The sequence below is a fragment of the Falsirhodobacter sp. alg1 genome, from assembly GCF_000739715.2.
Lineage (GTDB): Bacteria > Pseudomonadota > Alphaproteobacteria > Rhodobacterales > Rhodobacteraceae > Falsirhodobacter.
In genome coordinates, this window is record NZ_BBJC02000002.1 from 442799 (window position 1) to 465979 (window position 23181).

Below are 23181 nucleotides of genomic sequence, written 5' to 3' on the forward strand. Positions count from 1 at the left end.
TAATGAACAAGAAGCCAGATGTGATTGTGATCGGCGCAGGCGTCGTCGGTCTTTCTGCTGCGCTGGCGCTTCTGGCACGCGGGCTTTCGGTTACCGTGCTGGACCGTACCGGCCCCGCAGCCGGGGCCTCTGCCGGGAATGCGGGGGCCTTTGCCTTCACCGATATCCTGCCGCTTGCATCGCCGGGCATCCTGAAGAAGGCACCGAAATGGCTGCTTGACCCGCTGGGTCCGCTGTCCATTCCCCCCGCCTATTCCCTGAAGATCGCACCCTGGATGTTCCGCTTCTGGCGGGCCTGCTCGGCCGCTCATGTGGCCCATTCCACCAAAGCGCAAACCGCGATGATGGATCTTTCGAAGGCCGAGCTGGAGCCGTTTCTTGCCGCGACAGGCACCGCCCATATGCTGCGCAAGGGCGGAAATCTTCAGGTCTATGAAACATCCGCGGAATTTGAGGCCTCGCAGCCCGGATGGGCCGCACGCGCCGAACATGGCATAGAGTTTACCCACATGGATGCCGCCGGAATGGCGGCGCTCCAGCCCGGACTGTCACCGCAATTCACCCGTGGCACCTTCACCCCCGGCTGGTATTCGATTGCCGACCCCAAGCTATACACCATCGCCCTGGGCGACCGGTTCTGCACGACCGGCGGCCGGATCATGGTGGCTGATGTCAAATCCATCCGTCATCACGATACCGGCGTCGAGGTGAAGACGGAGGCGGGCATCCTGCACACAGGCAAGGTCGTGGTTGCCGCAGGCGCGTTCTCCCACGGTCTTGTCCGCACGCTGGGGGACAGGATCCCGCTGGAAACGGAACGGGGCTACAATACCACCCTACCAGTCGGCGCCCTGGATCTGCGCACGCAAATCACGTTCGGCGGGCACGGGTTTGTCGTGTCACCGCTGTCCACCGGCGTCCGGGTCGGCGGTGCCGTGGAACTTGGCGGACTGGATCTGCCGCCAAACTTCAAACGGGCCGATGCGATGCTGAAAAAGGCCAAATCATTCCTGCCCGCCCTGAACACCGAAGGTGGAACGCAGTGGATGGGCTTTCGCCCCTCGCTACCCGATACCCTGCCCGTCATCGGCCGGTCCAGCGCCGGTGACAGGATCATCTATGCCTTCGGTCATGGCCACCTTGGCCTGACGCAATCCCCGGGCACGGCACGGCTTGTGGCCGATCTGGTCCTGCAGCGCCCTTCTGCAATCGATCTCAACCCTTTCTCTCCCCAGCGGTTCTAGGCAGCCTACTGTCTACGGAGTTCATTCTATGTCGAGTTATACCTTCTCCTGCATCGACGGGCATACATGCGGGAATCCTGTCCGTCTTGTGTCCGGCGGCGGGCCGCTTCTGGTCGGGGCGGACATGCTGGAAAAGCGCGCCCATTTTCTGAAAGAGTTCGACTGGATCAGGACGGGCCTGATGTTCGAGCCACGCGGCCATGACATGATGTCCGGTTCCATCCTGTATCCGCCAACGCGGGCGGATTGCGATGTGGCCGTTCTGTTCATCGAAACCTCGGGGTGCCTGCCCATGTGCGGGCATGGCACCATTGGCACCATCACGATGGGCATCGAGAACGGACTGATCCAGCCGCGCACGCCGGGCAAACTGTCGATCGAGACGCCGGCAGGCAAGGTCGATATCGCCTACCGTCAGGAAGGCCGCTTTGTTGAAGAGGTGCGCCTGACCAATGTGCCCGGCTTTCTGCATTCCGAAGGGCTGACCGCCGAAATCGACGGCTTGGGCGAGGTTGTCGTGGATGTTGCCTATGGGGGCAATTTCTATGCCATCGTCGAACCGCAGACGAATTTCCGCGACATGGCGGATTTCACCGCGGCAGAGCTGATTGGCCTCTCGCCAAGGCTGCGCGCCGCGTTGAACGCCAAATACGAATTCATCCACCCCGAACATCCGGCCATCAACGGCCTGAGCCATATTCTGTGGACCGGGCAACCAACAGTTGAGGGTGCCCATGCCCGCAATGCGGTGTTCTACGGTGACAAGGCGATCGACCGTTCACCCTGCGGCACCGGCACCTCGGCGCGCATGGCACAACTGGCCGCCCGCGGCAAACTGAAGGTCGGTGATGATTTCTGGCATGAATCCATCATCGGCTCCATCTTCAAGGGTCGGGTAGAGGCGGCCACCACGGTGGCGGACAAGCCTGCGATCATTCCGTCGATCGGCGGGTGGGCGCGGCAGACCGGCATCAACACCATCTTCATCGACACGCGCGACCCCTATGCTCATGGATTTGTAGTAAAATGACCAATACGGCACAAAGCATCCTCGGAGGGCAGGCAAACGGGCCGGTCCTTGCCACACGGGAACCCCTCAGCTTCTGGGGTGGGGTTGATCCGGCAACGGGATGCGTGATCGACGTCCACCACCCGCTGAACGGAAAATGCATCACCGGCGCAATCCTGATGATGCCGACAACCCGTGGATCCTGCACCGGCTCGGGTGTCATCCTTGATCTGGCGCTGACAGGACGCGGCCCTGCGGCGCTGGTCTTCTGTGAGGCAGAGGATGTCGTGACACTCGGCGCGCTGATCGCGGTTGAGATGTTTGACAAACAGCTGCCCGTCCTGCGTCTTTCGCCCGATGCTTTTGCCGCACTTTCCACGGCCGCGACCGCCAGCATCACGCCCACATCGATCACGGCAGAGGGGATGGATATTCCCGTCACGCCGCCGATCAGCAGTGCCGTCACCCTGAGCGCCGCCGACCAGGCCATGCTGGACGGAAACGAGGGCATTGCCGCCCAACAGGCAATGCGGATCATCCGCGCCATGGCCGGAAATCAGGGGGCGGATACCCTGATCGATGTGACACAGGCCCATATCGACGGCTGCATCTATGCAAGCCCCGCCAATCTGACCTTTGCGGAAAAGATGGCCGACATGGGCGCACAAGTCCGGGTCCGCACCACGATGAACGCGATCTCCGTGGATCATTCCAACTGGCAGGCGCAGGGTGTGCCCCCCAATTTCGGTCGTCCCGCCCAACGTCTGGCGGATGCCTATGTCCGTATGGGGTGCCAGCCGACATTCACATGCTCTCCCTATCTGCTCGATACCGCACCGACCGAGGGGGAAACGATTGCATGGGCTGAATCCAATGCCGTGATCTATGCCAATTCGGTGCTGGGGGCGCGCACGACCAAACACCCCGACTTTCTTGATCTGTGCATCGCCCTGACCGGACGGGCACCGCATTCGGGCGTTTACCTGACCAGAAACCGTCATGCGACGCGGATCATCGAGGTGGATATGCCACCCGCCGTGGATGATGCCTTCTGGCCGCTGATCGGCTATCTGGCAGGGAAAGCCGCGCCGGATTGCATTCCTGTGCTGCGCGGGCTTGCAGGCGGGCACCCCTCACCCGAAAATCTCAAGGCCGTTTGCGCGGCATTCGGGACCACATCGGCCTCTCCGATGCTGCATGTGGACGGCGTCACCCCCGAGGCGCACCTTGTCGCCCCCGAGGCCGATACCGTACAGATCACCCGCGCGGATATGGCCGCAGGCTGGCGGCTTCTGAATGCCGGCCCCGAGACTGTGGAACTGGTGGCGGTGGGCAGCCCCCACGCCTCGCTGGAAGAATGCCAGACCCTTGCCGATGTTCTGGCGGACCGGAAGGTATCGGTGCCGACCATCGTGACAACCGGCCGTCAGGTCATGCAGAATGCCCGCACCGACGGCACGATCGCGCGGCTGGAGGCGGCGGGGGTACAGGTGCTGTCGGATATCTGCTGGTGCTCCATTTCCGAGCCAGTGTTTCCCCCGGCAACTCGGGCCCTGATGACCAATTCAGGGAAATATGCCCATTACGGGCCGGGCCTGTCGGGCCGGGCCGTGCGCTTCGGCAGCCTTGCCGATTGTGCCGCGGCGGCAACCACGGGGCATGCCCCCCGTACCCTGCCCCGCTGGCTTGATTGAACGATACAGGCGGGCATCCGGCCCGCCGCCCTTACTCCGCCGGTTGCGCTGCGGGCCTTGATTGCAGGTTATCGATCACCATGATGCAGGCAGTTACGGCCAGCAGCCCAAGAACAGCCATATTGATCACCTCCCACCCAAGCGTGCCGATGATCGCGCCGGATGACAGGGACGCCAGCGCGACACTGCCGAAAATGGTGAAATCGGCCCCGCCCTGCAGAACCGTGCTTTTGGGGCCGACCGCAGCCCGCGCAATCATCACCGAGGCACCGGTAAATCCGAAATTCCAGCCGATCCCCAGAAGTGCAAGCATGATCCAGAAATTGCCGATCTGCTGCCCAGACAGCGCCACAACAGAGCTGATCGCAATCAGAGCCATACCTGCCAGGGTGATGCGGAACTGGCCGAACTTCTCGATCAGTCGCCCGGTAATGAAGCTGGGGGCGAACATTCCGATGATGTGCCACTGGATGCCAAGGGCCGCACTTTCAACGCCAAAACCGCAGGCGATGATGGCTAGGGGCGCAGCTGTCATCGTCAGGCTCATTGCGGCATAGGTGACGGCACCGGACAGGACCGATACGACATAGCTGCGGCGGGATGGGGCGGCTTCCGGTTTTACGGCAGTCCGTACGGGCGGCGCCCCTTTTGCAGGAAAACGCGCGAACAGCAGAAACGGTATTGTCACGAGCGCTAGCACCGCCTGCGCAAGAAAGCTGACAGAATAGGGCGCGCCAATGGACATGTTCCCCGTCCAGACCACGATCTGCGGCCCCACCACCGCAGAGATCAGCCCCCCGGCCAGCACAAAGGAAATGGCCCTGCCCCGATGTTCCGGGGCAACGATCAGCGTGGCCGCGAACCGGTAGCTCTGAACACAGGCGATGTTCAGTCCGAACAGAAACGCCCCGACGCAGAACAGCAAAAACGACCCTGACAGGATACCATAGGTGCAGATCAACGCACCGCACATCGCCACCAGTGCCCCCAGCACATAGACGGGCACACGGCCCAACCGATGTATCAGCATCGCCACAGGAATGGTCGCCACGCAGGTACCCACCATGAAGGTACTCACCGGCAGCGTCACCAAGGCCTCGCTCGGGCTGATCATCTTGCCGACCATGCCGCCTAGCGAAATCATGATGGGGGGAATTGATCCGGCCAGCCCCTGTGAGATCAACAGCAGCCATAGGGTTGGCTGGCGGGCCAGCAGAAAGCGGTCGGAATTGGCTTGGGGAACAATCATATCGGTATCTGCCTTCTTAGCCGGACAGAAATCTGCCATCGGGCCAATCCGCAGACGGTAATTCCCAGATCAATATCCAGCAAGAACAAAAGACTGCTTTGTCCAACTTCATTGTCGGCAGAAGCTTGGCCCCCAATGTAAAAAGCAGCCCGGAATGAACCGGACCGCCCATGGCCATTCAGCCGAACAAATTACTGCCCCGCAGCCTGTGCCGCGTAGACATAGCTGTCGTAGGAATATTCAGCCACGCGGAACCATTCGAAGCCCTGATCGCGGAAGGTTTTCCAGCCCGGATAGATTGCCGCCCATTCAGGGAACCGCTCCGAATATTCGGAATAGAGTTCGAAGGTAGTCTTGTAGGCTGCCTGCATCACATCCTGCGGCATCGGGCGCAGCTGTGCCCCCTTGCCGACCAGCGAACGGATCGCATCCTTGTTCTTCACATCGTACATGGCCTGCATGTTGATGTTGGCAGCCTTGCAGGCTGTATCCAGCGCGGCCTTGAACTCGTCCGACAGCGCGTCGTACTGCGCCTTGTTGATGAAGAAGTGCATGGTCAGTGCACCTTCCCAGAACGCGGGATAGTAGTAGTAGGGCGCGATCTGGTAGAAGCCCAGACGTTCGTCATCATAGGGCCCGACCCATTCGGCCGCGTCGATCGTCCCGCGTTCCAGCGCAGGATAGATATCGCCCCCCGGAAGCTGCTGCGGCACCACGCCTAGGCGGGACATCACCTCACCCGCGACGCCGGCAATCCGCATCTTCAGGCCGCGCAGATCTGCAAGGCTGTTGATTTCCTTGCGATACCAGCCGCCCATCTGCGTGCCGCTGGCACCGCCCGGTTTTGCAACGATGCCGTAGGGGGCAAGGAAGTTGTCATAAGCCTCATTCCCGCCGCCATGATAAAGCCAGGCGTTCTGCAGACGGGAGTTCAGACCGAAGGGAATGGCCGAGCCGATGGCGAACGTGGGGTTCTTGCCCGTGAAGTAATATCCGCAGGTATGCGCGATTTCCACGGTATTCGCCTGTACGGCATCAAGGGCCTGCGCGCCGGGAACAAGTTCCCCCGCCTGGAAGACCTGGATCTGGAACCGGCCACCTGTCATGGCAGACAGCATCTCGGACATGACGACGGCACCGCCGTAGATCGTATCGAGGTTGTTCGGGAAACCCGAAGTCAGGCGCCAGCGCACGGTTTCCTGGCTTTGCGCCACGGCGGGGGCGGCCAGTGTGACCGAGGCTGCGCCGGCAAGCGCGCCCCGGGTCAGAAAGTTACGGCGGTCGATGGTCATGGTCGTCTCCTCCACAAAACGATTGGACTTATGGTGCGCCAAAGCTGGGCGCGGCGGGGATTGTCGGGCCACCGAAGCTGGGTGCTGCGGATGGTTGGCCGAAGGTCGGGGCGGCGGGCGCACCGAAGGGCGATGCCCCTCCTGCACCCGGCATCGGCACATTCAACTGGATGGTCGACGGATCCACCGTGACAGCGCCGGATTTATAGTGGGTTACCACCCCCGGGAATGCGATCACGATGGCGACCATGGCCAGCTGGATGAACAGGAACGGAATTGCCCCCATGTAGATCTGCCCCGAGGTGACCGGCTGGATCGTTTCATTCGTCAGCCTGTCGCGATAGGGCCGCGTCGGTGCGACAGACCGCAGGAAGAACAGCGAGAAGCCGAAGGGCGGATGCATGAAGCTGGTCTGCATGTTGATCGCCAGCATCACGCCGAACCAGATCAGATCGATCCCGAGGGCGTCGGCCACAGGGGCCAGCAGCGGAATGATGATGAACGCCAGCTCGAAGTAATCCAGAAAGAACGCAAGGAAGAACACCAGCAGGTTCGCGATGATCAGAAACCCGATCACGCCCCCCGGTACCGACGTCAGCAGATGTTCGACCCACAGATGGCCGTTCACCCCGTAGAATGTCAGCGAGAAGACCCGCGCACCAAGCAGGATGAACATGACGAAGGCAGACAGGCGTACCGTGGAATACAACGATTCACGGATCAGCTCGTAATCCAGCTTGCGGTTGACGGCAGCCAGGATAAGCGCGCCCACGGCACCCATTGCCCCGCCCTCGGTCGGTGTGGCGATACCGAAAAAGATCGTGCCCAACACCAGAAAGATCAGGACCAGCGGCGGGACCAGCGACGTGATGACCCGCAGGACCAGCTTCCAGCCGCGCAGCGTGCGCGCCTCCAGCGGCAGGGCTGGCACTTTCTGCGGCCAGATGATGGAGACGACCATGATGAACAGCGTATAGGCGGCCACCAGCATCAGGGCCGGCACCATCGCCCCACGGTACATGTCCCCCACCGAGCGGCCCAGCTGGTCCGCAAGGATGATGAGCACGAGGCTGGGCGGCAGGATCTGTGCCAGCGTGCCGGAGGCCGCAATTGCCCCCGACGCGATCCGGCGATCATACCCGTAGCGCAGCATGATCGGCAGCGAGATCAGCCCCATCGAGATAACGGAAGCCGCAACGACACCCGTGGTGGCCGCAAGGATCGCCCCCACAAAGATCACGGCATAGGCGATGCCGCCCCGTATGGGTCCGAACAGTTGCCCGATCGTGTCCAGCAGCGCCTCGGCCATGCCGCTTCGCTGCAGGATCAGCCCCATGAACGTAAAGAAGGGAATAGCCAGCAGCGTCTCGTTGGACATCTGCCCGAAAAACCGGTCGGGGATGGCCTGGAACAGGTTGATGGGCAGCATTCCCAGCTCGATCCCGACCAGACCGAAGATGAAGCCCACGAAGGCCAGTGCGAATGCAACCGGATAGCCCAGCAGAAGCACCCCGATAAGCGAGGCGAACATGATGGGCGCAAGATTTTCAGCGATAAAAGCGGTCATATGCGCCCTCAGATCTTCGCGGCTTCGGCATCAGCCTCAAGCACGGGGTCGGGAATATCGCCGCGCAGGATGGCGATACGCTTGATGAGTTCGGAAATGCCCTGAAGCGCCAGAAGCGCGAACCCCAGCGGGATCATCGCCCAGACCGGCCACTGGATCAGACCACCGGTATTGTTCGACACCTCTCCTGACGCGAATTTTGCCATGACGACCGGCCATGAAAGCCAGATGGTGATCAAGCAGAAGGGCATCAGGAAAAAGATCGTGCCGAAAATGTCGATGATCAGCTGTTTACGCCGGGACAGCGCCCCGTACATCAGATCCACGCGGACATGCTCGCTTCGCTGCAACGTATAGGCCGCAGCCAGCAGGAATGCAGCCGAAAACAGGTACCACTGCGATTCAAGCCACGCATTCGAACTGATGGAGAATACTTTCCGCATAACCGCATTGATCGCACTGATGAAAATGGCCACCAGCAGCAGCCATGATGCCGCCTTGCCGATCACCGTATTCAGCCTGTCGATCACGCGTGATAGCGCTAACCACAAGGACATACGTTTCCCCTCCCCCTCAGGCGCGAATGCGCCAAACCTCAGAAACTAATTTATAAAATCGCCATATTTTGCGCAATATCCTATAAATCGGCCTTTGGAACTATTTTGGCCCCTCGCCCATGGGCGTTATTAGCCTAATTAATCCGTGATCGGGCAACAAAATTTGGCAAACCCGATAAAGTTTACAGCACAGGCGGGATGAGACAGGATGCAGTGGCGCGGAAGACGGACCAGTCGGAACATCGAGGATCGGCGCTCCAGTGGGGGTCGCGGGATTGCGGTCGGCGGGGGAAGTGTCGGCATTCTGGCAATCGTCGTGGTCGGATATTTCCTTGGCGTCGATCTGACGCCCCTGCTGGACGGCCAGCAAAGCCAACAGGGCGGCGGTGAGGTGACAGCCGCCGATCAGGAAGCGGCCGAATTCGTATCCGTCACCCTTGCCGATACCGAAGATGTCTGGACGACCGTATTTCAGGAACAACTGGGCGCGACCTACGCCCCCGCCACGCTGGTGCTTTACAAGGGTGTCACGCAATCCCCCTGCGGTGGCGCAAGCGGGGCGACAGGCCCCTTCTACTGCCCCGGTGACCAGAAGGTCTATCTCGACACGGCCTTTTTCGTGACGATGGAGCAGGAACTGGGCGCGAGGGGCGATTTCGCCTCGGCCTATGTCGTGGCGCATGAGATCGGCCATCACGTTCAGGATGAACTCGGCATCCTGTCCCGTGCGAACGAGGTGCGCGGCCAAAGCAGCACCGCGGATTCCAATGCGATTTCGGTACGGATCGAACTGCAGGCCGATTGCCTGTCGGGGATCTGGGCCAGACATGCCGAGGCGCAGTTCGGCTCTATCGAACCCGGCGATCTGGAAGAGGCCGTGAATGCCGCACGCCAGATCGGTGATGATACGTTGCAGCGCAATGCAGGGCGCGTCCCCTCCCCCCATACCTTTACCCACGGCACATCCGAGCAACGCTCTCGCTGGTTCCAGACGGGATATGACAGCGGGCAGATCAATTCGTGCGACACCTTCGGGACTGACCGGCTCTGAGCTGTGCGCACTGGCAGATCGGGCCTGATCTGCCAGTGCGCGATGGACATTTGCACTACTCAGCGCCGTTATCATGCTGAATTGATGGGAATACCCTGCCCAAGCGTCAAAAAAGCCCCATATCAGCCCCTGAAGATACCACGAACATAAAGGCCCACGGATATGTCTCTTTTCGATCTGATGGCCATCCTGCTTGCGTTGACGGCGGTCTTTTCCTGGATCAACCACCGGCTGGGCTGGCTTCCGCATACCATCGGGTTGCTGGTCATGACGCTTGGGGCGTCATTTCTGCTGATCGGGGTGGAGGTGGCCTTTCCAGAGGTGCTGAACTTCGACGATATCTCGGATGTCGTGCGCCAGTTGCACTTTCAGGATACGGTCCTGAACGGAATGCTGGCGTTCCTTCTGTTTGCCGGCGCGCTTCATGTGGACCCCAGCGGCCTGCGGGGGCATGCATGGTCCATCGGAACAATGGCCACCGTCGGGGTCATTCTTTCAACGCTGATTGTAGGGGTCGGTTTCTGGGGCGCCACCAGGCTGGTGGGCATGGACGTCTCGCTGGCATGGGCCCTTGTGTTCGGGGCGCTGATCAGCCCGACCGATCCGGTGGCCGTTCTGGCCACATTGAAAGAGGTGAAGATCCCGCGCGATCTGGAAAGCATCATGACAGGTGAAACCCTGTTCAACGATGGCGTCGGGGTGGTTCTGTTCAGCGTATTGCTGACAGCGGCCGTCGGAGGCGGGATCGAACCCCTCGAGGTGGCCGAGATGTTTGTGGTCGAGGCGATCGGCGGCGCGATTCTGGGCGGCATAACAGGGTATATCGCCTATCGTGCGATGCGGGCGATCGATGATTATCCGATCGAAGTGATGATTTCGCTGGCACTGGTGACAGGCACCTATGCCGTAGCCAGCCATCTGGGATTGAGCGGGCCGATCGCCGTGGTGATTGCGGGGATCCTGATCGGCACGCGCGGCCCGCATGACGCATTGAGCGACCAGACACAGCAATATCTGTTCGGTTTCTGGACACTAGTGGACCAGATCCTCAATTCGCTGCTGTTCCTCATGATCGGGCTGGAGGTGCTTATCCTGCGCTATGCGCCGGAATATGCGCTGCTGGGGGCGATGGCCATTCCGCTGGCCCTGCTGGCGCGTGTCTGCGCCATCGGGCTGCCGGTGGCGATCATCCAGCGGTTCCAGTCTTTTGCCCGGGGGACGGTTCCGGTCCTGACATGGGCCGGACTGCGTGGCGGCATTTCCGTGGCGCTGGCAATGTCGATCCCCGAAGTGTCCGAGAAATCGCCCATCCTTGCCGCGACCTATGCCGTGGTGCTGTTCACGCTGATCGTACAGGGGCTGACATTGCGGCGGCTGATCCTGTGGATTTTGCGCTGATGCCGCAGCCTGCGACCATACGTCTCGGGGCGGCGATATCCCCGCCCCATATGTTTACAATAATACTCGGATATGCTGTTTCACCTTCATACAGCCATGCACACAAGGGCGTGGCACATGTCACACCAAGGGGTTGAAATGCGCAATGTCGTCAAAAATCTGCTGACCGGGGTTTGCTTTGCTTCGGTCATGGCCGTCTCGGCCGTTGCCCAGGATATCCGTATCCCCCACCGTCAGGGAGAGGTTACGCTGACCGCCACGCCGCAGAAGGTGCTGGTCATGGATTGGGCGGCCGTTGACACGCTGGATGCGATGGGCGTTCAGGTCAGCGGTGTTCCCGGCAGCAACGCACCGACCTACCTGAAGAAATACGAGGGCGACGATTACCTGAAGATCGGCTCGTTGGTCGAACCCGATGTTGAAATGATCGCTGCGGCGGATGCAGACCTGATGATCGTGGGTGCGCGGTCCCGCAAGGTGCAGCCCCAGCTTAACGAGATCCTGCCGACGGTCGATCTTTCCATCGACAACGGTGATTTCATCGAGAGCGTGAAGGCCAACATCACCGAGCTGGGGGCCGTATTCGGCAAGGAAGATCGCGCCGCCGAAATGGTTGCCGAGCTCGATGGCAAGGTTGCCCGCCTGCGCGAGGCTGCCGAGGGCCAGGGCCGCGCGCTGACACTGGTTGCCAGCGGCGGAAAACTGGGTGTTTACGGCCCGGATTCGCGCACAGGCTGGCTGCACAACGAAATCGGCTTCCCCGCCGTCATGGATGATGTGGATGACCGTTCGGACCGTGGCGATGCCGCCAGCTACGAACTCATCCTCGAGGCGAACCCCGACTGGATGTTCGTCGTGGACCGTGATGCCGCAATCGGCAGCGAAGGGGCATCCCCTGCCGAAACGCTGCTGGACAACGAGCTGGTTCATCAGACCACTGCATGGAAGAACGGCAACATCGTCTATCTGAACCCGCAAGAAGCCTATATCGTCATGAACGGCTATCAGGCCATCAGCGACCTGCTGGATCAGGTATATGACGCGGTTTCCAAAGGTTAAGGAACGCATGTGATACGGCTGGCGATCGGACTTGGGATAACAGCCGTTCTGGTATTGGTCAGCCTGTTCGTCGGGGTGACCGACATATCGCCACTGGATATGCTGCGCGGGGATTTCAGCGCGCAGCAGCTTCAGGTGATCATGGCCAGCCGTATTCCACGCACCTCAGCACTGGTTCTTGCAGGGTCGGCCACGGCAGTGGCCGGCCTTGTGATGCAGATGATCGTGCGGAACCGCTTCGTCGAACCTTCTACCGCCGGCACAATGGAATCCGCAGCTCTCGGGCTGCTGACGGTCACGTTGCTGGCGCCGGGTTGGCCCGTAATGGCCAAGATGCTGGTGGCCGCCCTTTTTGCCCTCGCTGGGACAGCTCTGTTCCTGCGCATTCTGCGGATGGTGCCCCTGCGCGATGTGCTGCTGGTGCCTCTGGTCGGGATCATGCTGGGCGGCGTGATCGGGGCGGTCAGCACCTTCATCGCCTATCGCTACGGACTGATGGCATCGCTTGGCGCATGGTCCATGGGGGATTTTTCCGGTGTGCTGCGCGGCAGATACGAACTGCTGTGGATTGCGGGCATTCTGGCCATCGCGGCCTATCTTGCGGCGGACCGGCTGACGCTGGCCGCGATGGGGCGGGATTTTACCACGAACCTGGGGCTGAACTACCGCACGACAGTCTGGTTGGGGCTGGTCATCGTCTCGCTTGTCAGTGCCGTCGTGCTTGTGACGATCGGCACCATCCCGTTCCTCGGGCTAATAGTGCCGAATATCGTCACGATGATGATCGGGGACAACCTGCGCCGGGCGGTGCCTTGGGTTGCAATTTCGGGCGCCGGGCTGGTGCTAGCCTGCGATATCCTTGGCCGTACCCTGCGCGCACCCTATGAAATTCCGATCTCGACGATGCTTGGCCTGATTGGCAGCATCGCGTTCCTGTATCTTCTTTTGCGTAAACGACATCATGCCCCAGCCTGACCGCCGCGCCCGTCTTGCGATAGCGGTTCTTGCCACGCTCGCCATCCTGTCCATTGCTGCGTTCATGACGCTGGGGGTCAAGGGAAACTGGGGATTCGTGCTGGAATACCGCGGGCGCAAGGTGCTGGGCCTATGCCTTGTGGCCTATTCCGTGGCGGTATCCACGGTGCTGTTCCAGACGGTCACGGGCAACCGTATCCTCACCCCCTCCATCATGGGGTTCGATGCGCTGTTCGTCCTGATCCGGACCACAATCGCCTTTTTCTTCGGGTTCGGGGTGCTGGCGCAAACTTCGGTGCAATTGCAGTTCGGGGCCGAGGTGCTGGTGATGACCGGCTTTGCCGCGCTGCTGTTCAAATGGCTTTTTCTGCGGGGGCAGCGCAGCCTGCATCTGATGGTGCTGGTGGGCATCGTCTTCGGGGTGCTGTTTCGCAACCTGTCGCTGTTCATGCAGCGGATGATGGACCCGGTGGAGTTCCAGAGCCTGCAGGACACATTCTTTGCCAGCTTCAGCCGGATCGACCCCACGCTTCTGGGCGTTTCCTTTGCCATCGTGGCGGTGGCGAGCATTCTTGCCCTGCGGATTGCCCACAGCTTTGACGTGCTGATGCTGGGGCGAGAAACGGCCACCAGCCTCGGCGTGCCTTACAAACGGCGGATGGTAACGATCCTGGGGATCATCGCCGTGCTGGTGTCGGTTTCCACTGCGCTGGTCGGTCCGATCACGTTCTTCGGCTTGCTGGTGGTCAGCCTTGCACATGTGCTGTGCGGCGACGGGCGTCACCGCCATATCCTGCCTGCCTCGGTTCTACTGGGAATCATCTGCCTCGTGGGCGGGCAGACGATCCTTGAACGTGTCTTTGCCTTCGACACCGCCCTGTCGATCATCATCGAATTCCTGGGCGGCATCATCTTCATCCTATTGCTGGTAAGGGGGGCAGCACGATGATCGTGCTTCGGAATCTGCACAAGACCTATGGGTCGCACCCTTCGGTGGATGACGTCAGCCTGACCATCGCAGAGCGGGGCGTGACGTCGATCATCGGCCCCAACGGCGCGGGGAAATCCACACTTCTGTCCCTAGTGGCGCGTCTGATCGACAAGGATGCAGGAACCGTCACGATTGACGGATTGAACATCGACACCACCAGAAGCGAGGTTCTGGCGCAACGCCTGTCGATCCTGCGGCAGGACAACCATATCGCATCACGCCTGACGGTACGCGATCTGGTCAGTTTCGGCCGGTACCCCTATTCACGTGGCCGACTGACGGCGGCTGATCAGGCAAAGGTGGCCGAGGCCATCGGTTTCCTGCATCTGGAGGATCTGGCCGAACGGTTTCTGGACGAACTGTCGGGCGGCCAACGCCAGCGTGCCCATATCGCGATGGTGCTTTGCCAGGACACCGATTACCTGCTGCTGGATGAACCACTGAACAACCTTGATATGAAGCACGCCCGCGGAATGATGCAGTTGATCCGGCGCGCCGCCGATGAACTGGGAAAGACCGTGGTGCTGGTGCTGCATGACATCAATTTCGCCTCATGGTATTCCGACCATATCGTGGCCATGCGGGCAGGCCGTGTCGTGCATTCCGGCCCCTGTGTCGACATCATGCAGGCCGGGGTTCTTTCCTCGATCTATGACATGGACATCCGGGTGCAGGAAATCGACGGCAAGCGGATAAGCCTGTTCTACGAATGATTTCTGGCGACAAACCTCCCGCCCCTTTCTAAGCTGTCCGCAACGGATCGACCGGCGGCGGAGGGATGGCCATGCAGACGGAAATGACGATGCAGGAAACCGACACCGCAACATCCCTGCCCGATCGCAAAGGGCCGCCTGCCCTGATCTTGACACTGGCCTGTATCGCCGTCGCCTGGGGCGGGCCATTGCTGCTGACGCTGCTGTCCGGGACCGCACGGACCTATCTGCATGATCCGGCGGTCTGGTGCAAATATGTGATCGGCATCATTGCCCTGCTGGCCTGCGGGCAGATCGTGCTGCAAACGATGCGCCGCATCCTGACCTATTTCCTCCGGGCGCCCCTGATCGCGGCAAACGAGATGCCCCGCTTCATTGCGGCGCGGAATGATGCCGTTTCGCAGCGCAATTCCCTGCTGGCAAACGGGATCTGCCTGTTTCTGGCCTATCTGGCGGCATGGTCCATCGCCCGGTACCATCTGGCACATGGCAGCCCGAACTGGGCCGTCGTGCAGACAGCCGAGGAAATGCGTATCACTGCGGCAGGGCGCTGGGCCAATCTGGTCAGCCTGCCCCTTTTGAACTTTCTGCTGTTCCGCTCGCTTTGGCTGCATATCGTCTGGTCGAAACTGCTGTTCGTGCTGTCGCGCCTGCCGTTGCGGCTTGTGGTCGATCACCCGGATGGCAAGGCGGGTCTGGCGGTCGTATCGGATTATGCCAGCGCGCATTGGCCCTTCGTGCTGGCGTTGAGCGCCGGGATCTCGGCAGCGTTGATCCTGCCGCTGCATGGCGGGCAGATCGGGATGCACACCTATCTTGTGGCGGTGCAGGGGATGGCTGTCATCAGCATCGTGATCTTCGCCCTGCCCGTTCTCGCCTTCGGGACACCCTTGGGGCAGCTGAAAGAGCGGACGATGCTGGCCTGTTCGGCGCAGGCCACCCATCAGCGCCGTCAGGCCGAACGTTCGGTGCTGGGCCGCAACATGGCCGCCGATATGGATGCCGTTACAGAGGAGCCCACCGTCGATCCCGCAAAGCTGTACGACGCTGCCAGCAAGATGGGGATGGTTCTGATCAACCGCGCGGCAGTGGTGCCGGTGGTGGTGGCCATGGCCGTGCCCTTCGGCTTCTTTGCCGCCACGCAGGTGCCTCTCAAGGACGTGTTGAAGGTGCTGAAGGGAATCATCCTGCTGTAAATCAGAAGCTGACAGCCAATCCTATTCCCCAGCCGACCAGATTCTCACCCACGGTATAGCGGAAGACGATGCGGCCTTCATCGACCCAGGGGATATGCGTCTTGGTGGTATTCACCTCCAGCCCCAGGCCAAGTTGCGCCAGCCAGTCCGTATTCAGGATCTGCCCCTGATCGCCCCCCAGATAAGAGGCCGAGAATTCATAGACCGTGCGCATGGGGCTGCCGAAGGCCCGCCAGGAATTGGGCGTCCGCATACGGGACCAGAGTGCCAATGTGCGCGCCGAGGCATCGCCCACAACCTCCTTGTCGCCGCCGATCGGCTGCAGATAGATGTCGGTATAGCGCAGCATCGCATCCGCCTCGACCCCACTGTCCCATTGCCGGTTGTAAACCAGCGCCAATGATCCGCCATAGCCGCCAACCGTCAGGCCACCGTCCCGGATAAAAGCCGTCTCGTCATTTCCAAGGGCGTTGGAAATGAAGCGCGCCACATATTGCGTGTCGGTAAACACCTGCCCCAGCGTAAAATTCAGGATTGGCCGGAATGTCCAGGCATCCGACAGCGCGAAATCCCAGCCTATCCCGCCGGTTGCGGCAATGCCGGTCCATTTGGGGCGCAGACGCGCATTCTCCACCCCGTCCGTTACCAACAGGTCGGGGTTGTAGCGATTGTATCCGATAGACCCCTCAAGATAGATCGGCACGCTTTTGCTCAGGGTGAATCCGCCGCTTGTTTGCCAGGAATCGAATCTTGAGCGGGAATCCTCGGAAAGATCACTGCGGAACTGCAACCCGCTGGAAGTGGAATCCGGCACCGCCGCCAGTCCCAGCATCGACATGACCCCGGAGGCCTGCCCCTCCAGCGAATAGCTCAGGATATTCTCGAGATCCACGGCCCCGGCACGTTCGGCAGACCACAGAAACAGGGCAGCAGACAAGCCCAGCGCCGTCGGAGATGCTGCCGGACCACCGGTCGTTCTGATCGCCATAGACATGCCTTTTCACGGAAATATGATGATGTGATGTTCAATGCGGAATGGCTGGGCCGTCAAGCACAGGCTGGGAACGGAGCCTGATCGCCGCGCGCCGTGGCAGGCTGGCAACAACCTTGCGCGTGGAAAGGCACGCCGCTGCCCTGCCTTACGCCGCCATTGCACGGATTCCCTGCAATCACAGGGGAATACCCCCTAAACTTCTTGACCTTTGGGGCCGCACCCTCTTCTTGTGATACGAAAGGTCTGCACACAAACGCTGCGATATTCGCACCGGGGCCGCAGAACGAATGAGGGACGCTATATGACGATCGCCACCGTGGTTACTTCGATGAAAAACGAAGCGCCGTACATTCTGGAATGGGTGGCGTATCATCGGTCCCTGGGGTTCGACCGCGTCGTTGTTCTGGCCAATGACTGCACTGACGGCACCCATGAAATGCTGCAGCATCTGCACGATCTGGGCGAGATCACCTATCAGTTGAACGAGGTTCCTGTGGGGGCCAAGCCCCATTCGCTGGCGCTGAAGAAGGCGAACTCCCTGCCCGAAGTGCAGACCGCCGATTACGTGATGGTTCTGGATGCGGACGAATTTCTGGCGTTGAAGTCCGAACCGCATGACATCAAGGCCCTGATCAAATCGATGGAGGCGCATGACGCCGACCTGATGGTCATTCCATGGCGCATGTTCGGATCGTCCAAGCTGTTCACCTTCGAGGATAGATCCGTAGTGGACCGCTTCACCCTGTCCATGGATGCCTCGCAGAACCCGAAATCCGGGGTGAAGACCCTGTTCAGGCAGCATCCCGACCTGCGCATCGCGATCCACTTTCCCAAGCAGATCATGAAGAATGGCAAAAGCATCAGCGGCAAGGACTTCAAGTGGATCGATCCTGACGGCAACAGGCTGAATGCCGATACCCTGACATGGAATGGCGGAAAGAACGTCATCTCCCGTCAGAATGCCGAAGTCGCGCATTTCATGATCAAAAGTCTTGATGAATACATGTTGAAGATCTTTCGCGGCGACGGGCTGATGAATTCCAGCCGCCACGGGATCGATTACTGGAGCACGGCGGACAAGAATGAAACATCCGACCTGCTCGTTTCCAAACTGGCGCCGAAGTTCAAGAAGCAGCTGCAGAAATACCAGAAGGACCCCGCGCTGGCCGCATTGCATCAGACTGCGGTGGAGAAAAGCATCCAGCGGCTGGCAACCATTCTGGAAAATGATACCGCCGTCCAGCTTCGCAATATCCTCATGCGCAGCACCGAGGGGAAAATCACCGACGAGGAGATCGTCAAATCGCGTGAACTGGTCTCCACTCTGTCGCCCAAGAAACCACCAGCTTTCGTCTTTGAAGGGCCAATGCCACATTCCGTATTACTGAGCATTGGCACGATTGGTTTGCGAAATGCCCAAGATTTTGAAAAGCGGTTGGCTGCAAGTTGTCGAAATCATGCTGCTATGTTTTGGCAGCGGAGAGATTTTGATCGCCGTCCTGTAAACAATCTTCTGAATGGCCTAAAACGTGCCGTGAAGGGAAAAAGACGATACCAGATAGGTTGCCGATACTTTGAGAACCTTATCGTTTCAGAGTGCCAAGACGAATGGCCCTTAGACAAGGAAATCACTGTTATACTTACACGGAACAGGGACACAGTTATGGAGGGCTACGGTACCTTCGTAGTGAACATGCGACCTGAATATCTTAGCNAAAAAAATGGAAAATTTCGTCCTCTAGGAAAAACGGTCAAGGGCGATGAGACCGGCGACGATATCGAAGAGATGATCAAGGCCAAAACCATCTCTGACCCCTTTGCGCGGCTTGCGGCCTTTGTGGCGGACCGCCCCTATACGATCATCCTGAACCTTGATGATCCGGCAGAGGTGGAGAGCAAGCTGGACGAATTGGCCGGCAAGGGTGATGCCGAGGCGGCACTGGCAGCGCTGCTGCGTGAATCACTCGGTGCGCCCGTTTTGCTGGGGCAGAACGTTTAGAAACCGGATGGCGCGGGCCGCATGCAATAGCGGCCTGAAGCGCCCTGAAGGGCACATGGGCGGGTATTCTCGTCCACGGATCGGATGACAACCCACGCGACGCGACACGCAAGCACAGTGTTCTATCCGGAACGGTGACCGGAAACACGGGCCATCCTGCGCGCCAAAGAGCAAGCCTGTTACCCAGATGGTGCAGTGATCGGATTACTCCACCGCAATACTCCCGCGTGATATTTTTCAAGACCGGCGCGAGCGTTGGGGCCACGGGCGCAGCACGTATTTTTACTCAAATTTCATACGATGCGTGATGCATATGACCCGAGGAACGGGCCGTATCTGCAGGCGAAATCCGGGATTTCATGCCATCCATAATCAACCGCATCACGAACAGCCGATTTCTGCTTGCCGGAACCGGCGTCATCCATGCGGGCATCGGGAATGTAGGCAGTCACATTCTCCGATTATTCCCCCAATCCAATCCGTTATCTGCCCTACTGGCAACACAGGCAATCAGCGGGTCGCGAGCTCAAGTAACCATTTATTAACTATGGCACCGCGATTCTAATCTCCGCCCTATGAATACAAGCTGTATACTTACTTCTAGAACCTATACTTTAGTATAGTTTTCCACCCGATACTAAAACGTACCTATACAAAAGATAGTATTCAATCAATCCTAATATCCTACAAAATCAGTATGTTACCAGATGTATTATTCTGATTAATTTCAAATATGCCCAAAATATGATCATTTATGATACATGCGGCAGTCGGCATTACATATTTGCGAAAATTTTTGTTAAATTAACCTTACTTAGGTTTGTGGTTGATCCGAGATTTCATCCCCGTCATTAATGGGGGGGCGATATCTTGGATCGGGAATAGAATGTCTGACAAAACTTCGATTATTTTCGTCGTGGATCCCCCCGGCCTGGTTGTGGACGGGCTTCTTCTTCTGTCCTCTCTCCGCAAGCATATGCCCGATATTGATATCGTGCCGTATTGCCCTGCGGAAAAGAAAGAGCTTCTGCCTCCGCAGGTCGTTGAGTTCTTCAACCACTACAATGCCCCCATCCAGTTCATGGAAACGAAGGGGCAGTTCTCACCGGCTTACAAGCAGGGCAACAAGCTGCTGGCCGCGGCAACTCCGCGGGATACCGACGCCACTATTTTCCTTGATACAGATATCATCATCACCCAGCCCTTCCGGCCGGATGAGGTGATCGCATCCGGCTGCCTCTCGGCTGCCCCCGAGGGACGGTATACCTGGGGCAAGGCGCCGGACATGTGGCCCTCGGCCTATGCCACATTCGGAATGGAAGTTCCGGAAGAGCGGATCAATCTTGCGAAATCCAACGCTCTTTCCCCGCCCTATTTCAACGCGGGCGTCGTGGCTTATGAAAACCGCACACCCTCAGGCGAGGATTTCTCGGAGCTGTGGCTGCGCACAGCCAAGGAGATTGACAACAACCCTGCCGTGATCGGACGTCGCCCCTGGCTGGACCAGATCTCTCTTCCCATCGCGATGGCACGGGCCGGTCTTAAAACCAATCTGCTCGAAAAGAAGTGGAACCTGTCGCTGACCCATAGCGCAACGAAACCCACGCTGCCCGATTACAAAAACCGTCAATACCAGACGATCATCGACGGGTTGAACGCCGCTGATCCGGTGATCGCGCACTACCACAATCATGGCGCGCTCAACAGCCTGCGGTATGGTGCCATTGCCAAGGATCTGATCGCGGAATTCACCTGCTACGACAGTGTCCAGACATTGCGTGAGGATATGGTCGGAAAATCGATCACCAAAGGTGAGGTCATGGCCGAGTTTCACAAGCTGAAGGCGATCAAGGAAAGAACGCCCGAGGAGCAGAAACGCTTCAGCGTCGTGAACACGATGAAGCGGGAATTCCAGGCCAAGAAACGTGGTCATAATCTGTACGCAAATTGGCCGGACAGCCTTTTGCCGAATTGACCGACCCTGTAAATTGCAATCATGCCCCGGCGAATTTTCGCGCGGGGCATGGCTTTATTACGGCAGGCCAGTCGGCACGTTGAACGGGACCGTACCTGCCAGCTTTGCCTATCCACCCGCCACGATCCGGGCGATCATCCCGTCAGGAATGTGCGGGCGTATTACGGGTGATATCACCCTCAGCCCCCATATTGCGGGGTCCGGCAAAAACCAGAACCGCCTCGATCAGCCCGTCCTTTTGCCTGAAGTTCAGCGAGATCTTCAAATCCGCGCATAGGGCAGAAACGATATTCAGCCCAAGCCCCGTCCCCGACGAATTTCTGGATTTGGCGAAACGGTCCAGACTGATGGCCGCATCGGGCCGGACCGTATTCGCAATCGTCAGCGATGGCCCCTCTCCCAGCCTCAGGTGAATGCGCCCGCAGCCATGCTCCACCGCGTTGTCCAGCAGGTTCCGCAGGATGATTGCCAGCGCATCGGGATCGCTGGTGACGACACTGGTTTCGATATCGGCATCGTCGAACACAATCGACCGGCTGTCGATGCGCTGTTCGGCGCACAGCATCCTGACCAAGGCCACCAGATCGACCTGTTGCCGCGCCAGCCCCAGACGAGCCTCTGCCCGGGAAAGCTGTAGCAGACGTTCCACCCGGCGTGAAAGCTGATCGACCGAGGCGATCACATCCTGCGGATCGGGGGCGTTCACCGATTTTTCGGCAATCAGCTGCAATCGCGTCCGGATCACAGCCAAAGGAGTGCGCAGTTCATGGGCCGCATTGGCCACGAAACTCCGCTCGGCCTTACGCAGGTCGCGAATACGCTCCAGATAGCGGTTCAACCCCTTCGCCATGATCCGCAACTCCTGCGGCAGGTTCTTTATGACCAGCGGTGACAGATCATCGGGCTGCCGCGCGAATATCTCGGCTGTGAAGCCCGACAGGCCACGCAGGCTGGCACGCAGGGATGCCGTCACCCCCAAGGTTACCAGCAACATGAGCGGCAGGATCAGCCATAGAAACGCACGGCCCGCTTCCACAAGCTCTTCATGCCGCCACCCAAGGCTCTGCCCCAGCTCCACCACCCCGACATCGGAACTGCGACGCAGCACCAGCCACCCTTCAAAGCGCGAGAAACCATCCTCCTCCAGCGCAGGCCAAGGAACATCCGTCACAGCTTGATCCGCATCATAGACGCGGACCATTTGCTTGTCAGTGCCAGGGTGCGTATCCACCCACTGCCGGATCGTACCGACATTATTGCTTTCCAGAAGATGAAGCACGAGGCTGGCATCGATCTCCATCGTGTCGTCCAGCATCTCGCGCATTTCGTAATTCAGCGCATAGACGCCGGCAGCAGCGGTGATGATCCAGCCCCCCGCAACCGTCAGAAGTACATTGCGCAGCAGCCGTCCACGCAGCGTCCACCTGCGAAGCCTGACCGGGCGCTTCATTCTATCAGATATCCCAGACCGCGCTTGGTCCGGATCAGGCCCGCCCCGAGCTTCGACCGCAAGCGAGAAATATAGACCTCCACCGCGTTCCCCTCGATCGCATCGTCGAATGCATAAAGCGCCTCTTCCAGCGCAGCCTTTGACAGCACACGACCCCGCGCTGCCAGCAGGGCATCCAGCACCGACCATTCACGCGAGGTCAGGCGGATCTCTGCCCCGTCCTGCTGCACACGGGCGGCAGCGCGGTTGATATGCCAAGGCCCGATTTCGATATCGGCGTTCGGCTGCCCCTCGGATCGGCGGGTGTGGGCACGAAGGCGGGCTGCCAGTTCACCCATATCGAAGGGTTTGGTGACGTAATCATCCGCGCCGGCATCCAGACCAGCAATCCGGTCCGTGATCTGGTCAAAAGCCGTTGCGATGATTACGGGCGTCCGGTCCTTTGCCCTACGGCGGGCGCGCAGCAGCTCCAGCCCGGACCCGTCCGGCAACCCCAGATCAAGGATCACACAGGCGTAATCCCCCACGGCCCAGGTATCGGCCGCCTCGGTCAACGTTACAGCAATATCCACCGCATGTCCCTGCCCCCGCAGGTAATCCCCCACGGAGCGCGCAAGTTCGGCGGTATCTTCGACAAGCAGGATCCTCATGCCTTATCAATAAGCGTGCAACGCCCACCGCGCGAGAAAAATCAGTGCGACAGATTTGCCATGTCACTGAATCATCCTGTAACGCGGCAGACCTTTTTGCCCGCCCGGATGCAGAACA

At 59.6% G+C, this 23181-nt stretch carries 19 protein-coding genes and 1 pseudogene; 12 read left to right on the forward strand and 8 right to left on the reverse strand.

Translation table 11 applies throughout. The annotated features are described in order from the left end of the window. The first annotated feature begins 2 nt into the window (after nt 1–2). The 3 genes from TR36_RS06310 to TR36_RS06320 are packed head-to-tail and all read left to right on the forward strand — an operon-like array spanning nt 3 to nt 3947. A complete protein-coding gene (locus TR36_RS06310) occupies nt 3–1244 on the forward strand; it encodes an FAD-binding oxidoreductase (RefSeq protein ID WP_045389036.1) in 1242 nt (413 codons plus the stop codon). A 28-nt stretch (nt 1245–1272) separates the two neighbouring features. Beyond that, nucleotides 1273–2274 (forward strand): 4-hydroxyproline epimerase, encoded by a 1002-nt coding sequence (locus tag TR36_RS06315; RefSeq protein ID WP_045389033.1) that lies wholly within the window; start codon nt 1273–1275, stop codon nt 2272–2274. Further along, entirely contained in the window at nt 2271–3947 is a 1677-nt protein-coding gene (locus TR36_RS06320) for an aconitase X (protein ID WP_045389030.1), read from the forward strand. The genes TR36_RS06315 and TR36_RS06320 overlap by 4 nt, the downstream gene beginning before the upstream one ends. Before the next feature lie 31 nt (nt 3948–3978). On the opposite strand, the gene TR36_RS06325 is transcribed toward TR36_RS06320, so the two are convergent. From TR36_RS06325 to TR36_RS06340, 4 genes and pseudogenes are all read right to left on the reverse strand, one after another. Next, a complete protein-coding gene (locus tag TR36_RS06325) occupies nt 3979–5235 on the reverse strand; it encodes an MFS transporter (RefSeq protein WP_062762719.1) in 1257 nt (418 codons plus the stop codon). A gap of 152 nt (nt 5236–5387) precedes the next feature. Beyond that, nucleotides 5388–6482 carry a TRAP transporter substrate-binding protein gene (locus TR36_RS06330; protein ID WP_202814378.1) on the reverse strand — a complete coding sequence of 365 codons (1095 nt, stop codon included), beginning with the start codon at nt 6480–6482 and terminating at the stop codon, nt 5388–5390. A gap of 37 nt (nt 6483–6519) precedes the next feature. After that, a pseudogene (locus tag TR36_RS06335) lies at nt 6520–8055 on the reverse strand (TRAP transporter large permease subunit); the annotation flags it as partial. A gap of 8 nt (nt 8056–8063) precedes the next feature. Further along, the gene (locus tag TR36_RS06340; protein WP_045389024.1) at nt 8064–8612 is read right to left on the reverse strand and encodes a TRAP transporter small permease subunit; all 549 of its coding nucleotides are present in this window, start codon (nt 8610–8612) and stop codon (nt 8064–8066) included. Nucleotides 8613–8820: 208 nt separating this feature from the next. Here TR36_RS06340 and TR36_RS06345 point away from each other — a divergent pair, with 208 nt between their 5' ends. The 7 genes from TR36_RS06345 to TR36_RS06375 all read left to right on the forward strand — a co-directional run bounded on the left by TR36_RS06345 (nt 8821) and on the right by TR36_RS06375 (nt 15995). After that, nucleotides 8821–9663, forward strand: coding sequence for a neutral zinc metallopeptidase (locus tag TR36_RS06345; RefSeq protein WP_062762728.1), 843 nt, complete (start codon nt 8821–8823; stop codon nt 9661–9663). Between the two features lie 162 nt (nt 9664–9825). Then, a complete protein-coding gene (locus TR36_RS06350) occupies nt 9826–11061 on the forward strand; it encodes a sodium:proton antiporter (protein WP_045389018.1) in 1236 nt (411 codons plus the stop codon). Between the two features lie 138 nt (nt 11062–11199). Continuing rightward, nucleotides 11200–12120 carry a siderophore ABC transporter substrate-binding protein gene (locus TR36_RS06355; protein WP_045389015.1) on the forward strand — a complete coding sequence of 307 codons (921 nt, stop codon included), beginning with the start codon at nt 11200–11202 and terminating at the stop codon, nt 12118–12120. Nucleotides 12121–12138: 18 nt separating this feature from the next. Then, nucleotides 12139–13095 (forward strand): ABC transporter permease, encoded by a 957-nt coding sequence (locus TR36_RS06360; protein ID WP_237763530.1) that lies wholly within the window; start codon nt 12139–12141, stop codon nt 13093–13095. Then, entirely contained in the window at nt 13082–14044 is a 963-nt protein-coding gene (locus TR36_RS06365) for an iron chelate uptake ABC transporter family permease subunit (protein ID WP_045389009.1), read from the forward strand. Before TR36_RS06360 ends, TR36_RS06365 begins: the two co-directional genes overlap by 14 nt. Then, nucleotides 14041–14799, forward strand: coding sequence for an ABC transporter ATP-binding protein (locus tag TR36_RS06370; protein WP_045389006.1), 759 nt, complete (start codon nt 14041–14043; stop codon nt 14797–14799). Before TR36_RS06365 ends, TR36_RS06370 begins: the two co-directional genes overlap by 4 nt. Before the next feature lie 71 nt (nt 14800–14870). Next, nucleotides 14871–15995: a hypothetical protein gene (locus TR36_RS06375; protein ID WP_153010509.1), complete on the forward strand. Its 1125-nt coding sequence runs from the start codon at nt 14871–14873 to the stop codon at nt 15993–15995. Between the two features lies 1 nt (nt 15996). On the opposite strand, the gene TR36_RS06380 is transcribed toward TR36_RS06375, so the two are convergent. After that, a complete protein-coding gene (locus TR36_RS06380; RefSeq protein WP_052362530.1) occupies nt 15997–16983 on the reverse strand; it encodes an autotransporter outer membrane beta-barrel domain-containing protein in 987 nt (328 codons plus the stop codon). Nucleotides 16984–17290: 307 nt separating this feature from the next. Here TR36_RS06380 and TR36_RS06385 point away from each other — a divergent pair, with 307 nt between their 5' ends. Further along, nucleotides 17291–18988 carry a glycosyltransferase family 2 protein gene (locus tag TR36_RS06385; protein WP_062762731.1) on the forward strand — a complete coding sequence of 566 codons (1698 nt, stop codon included), beginning with the start codon at nt 17291–17293 and terminating at the stop codon, nt 18986–18988. A 293-nt stretch (nt 18989–19281) separates the two neighbouring features. Here TR36_RS06385 and TR36_RS15730 read toward each other — a convergent pair whose 3' ends face one another. After that, entirely contained in the window at nt 19282–19440 is a 159-nt protein-coding gene (locus TR36_RS15730) for a hypothetical protein (protein WP_192841325.1), read from the reverse strand. A gap of 434 nt (nt 19441–19874) precedes the next feature. Between TR36_RS15730 and TR36_RS06390 the strand changes: the two genes are divergently transcribed. Next, a complete protein-coding gene (locus TR36_RS06390) occupies nt 19875–20963 on the forward strand; it encodes a hypothetical protein (RefSeq protein WP_045388999.1) in 1089 nt (362 codons plus the stop codon). A 142-nt stretch (nt 20964–21105) separates the two neighbouring features. On the opposite strand, the gene TR36_RS06395 is transcribed toward TR36_RS06390, so the two are convergent. Next, on the reverse strand, nt 21106–22413 hold the full coding sequence (locus tag TR36_RS06395) for a HAMP domain-containing sensor histidine kinase (RefSeq protein WP_045388996.1): 1308 nt from the start codon (nt 22411–22413) through the stop codon (nt 21106–21108). Further along, nucleotides 22410–23063 (reverse strand): response regulator transcription factor, encoded by a 654-nt coding sequence (locus TR36_RS06400; RefSeq protein ID WP_062762734.1) that lies wholly within the window; start codon nt 23061–23063, stop codon nt 22410–22412. Before TR36_RS06400 ends, TR36_RS06395 begins: the two co-directional genes overlap by 4 nt. Nucleotides 23064–23181 lie beyond the last annotated feature (118 nt).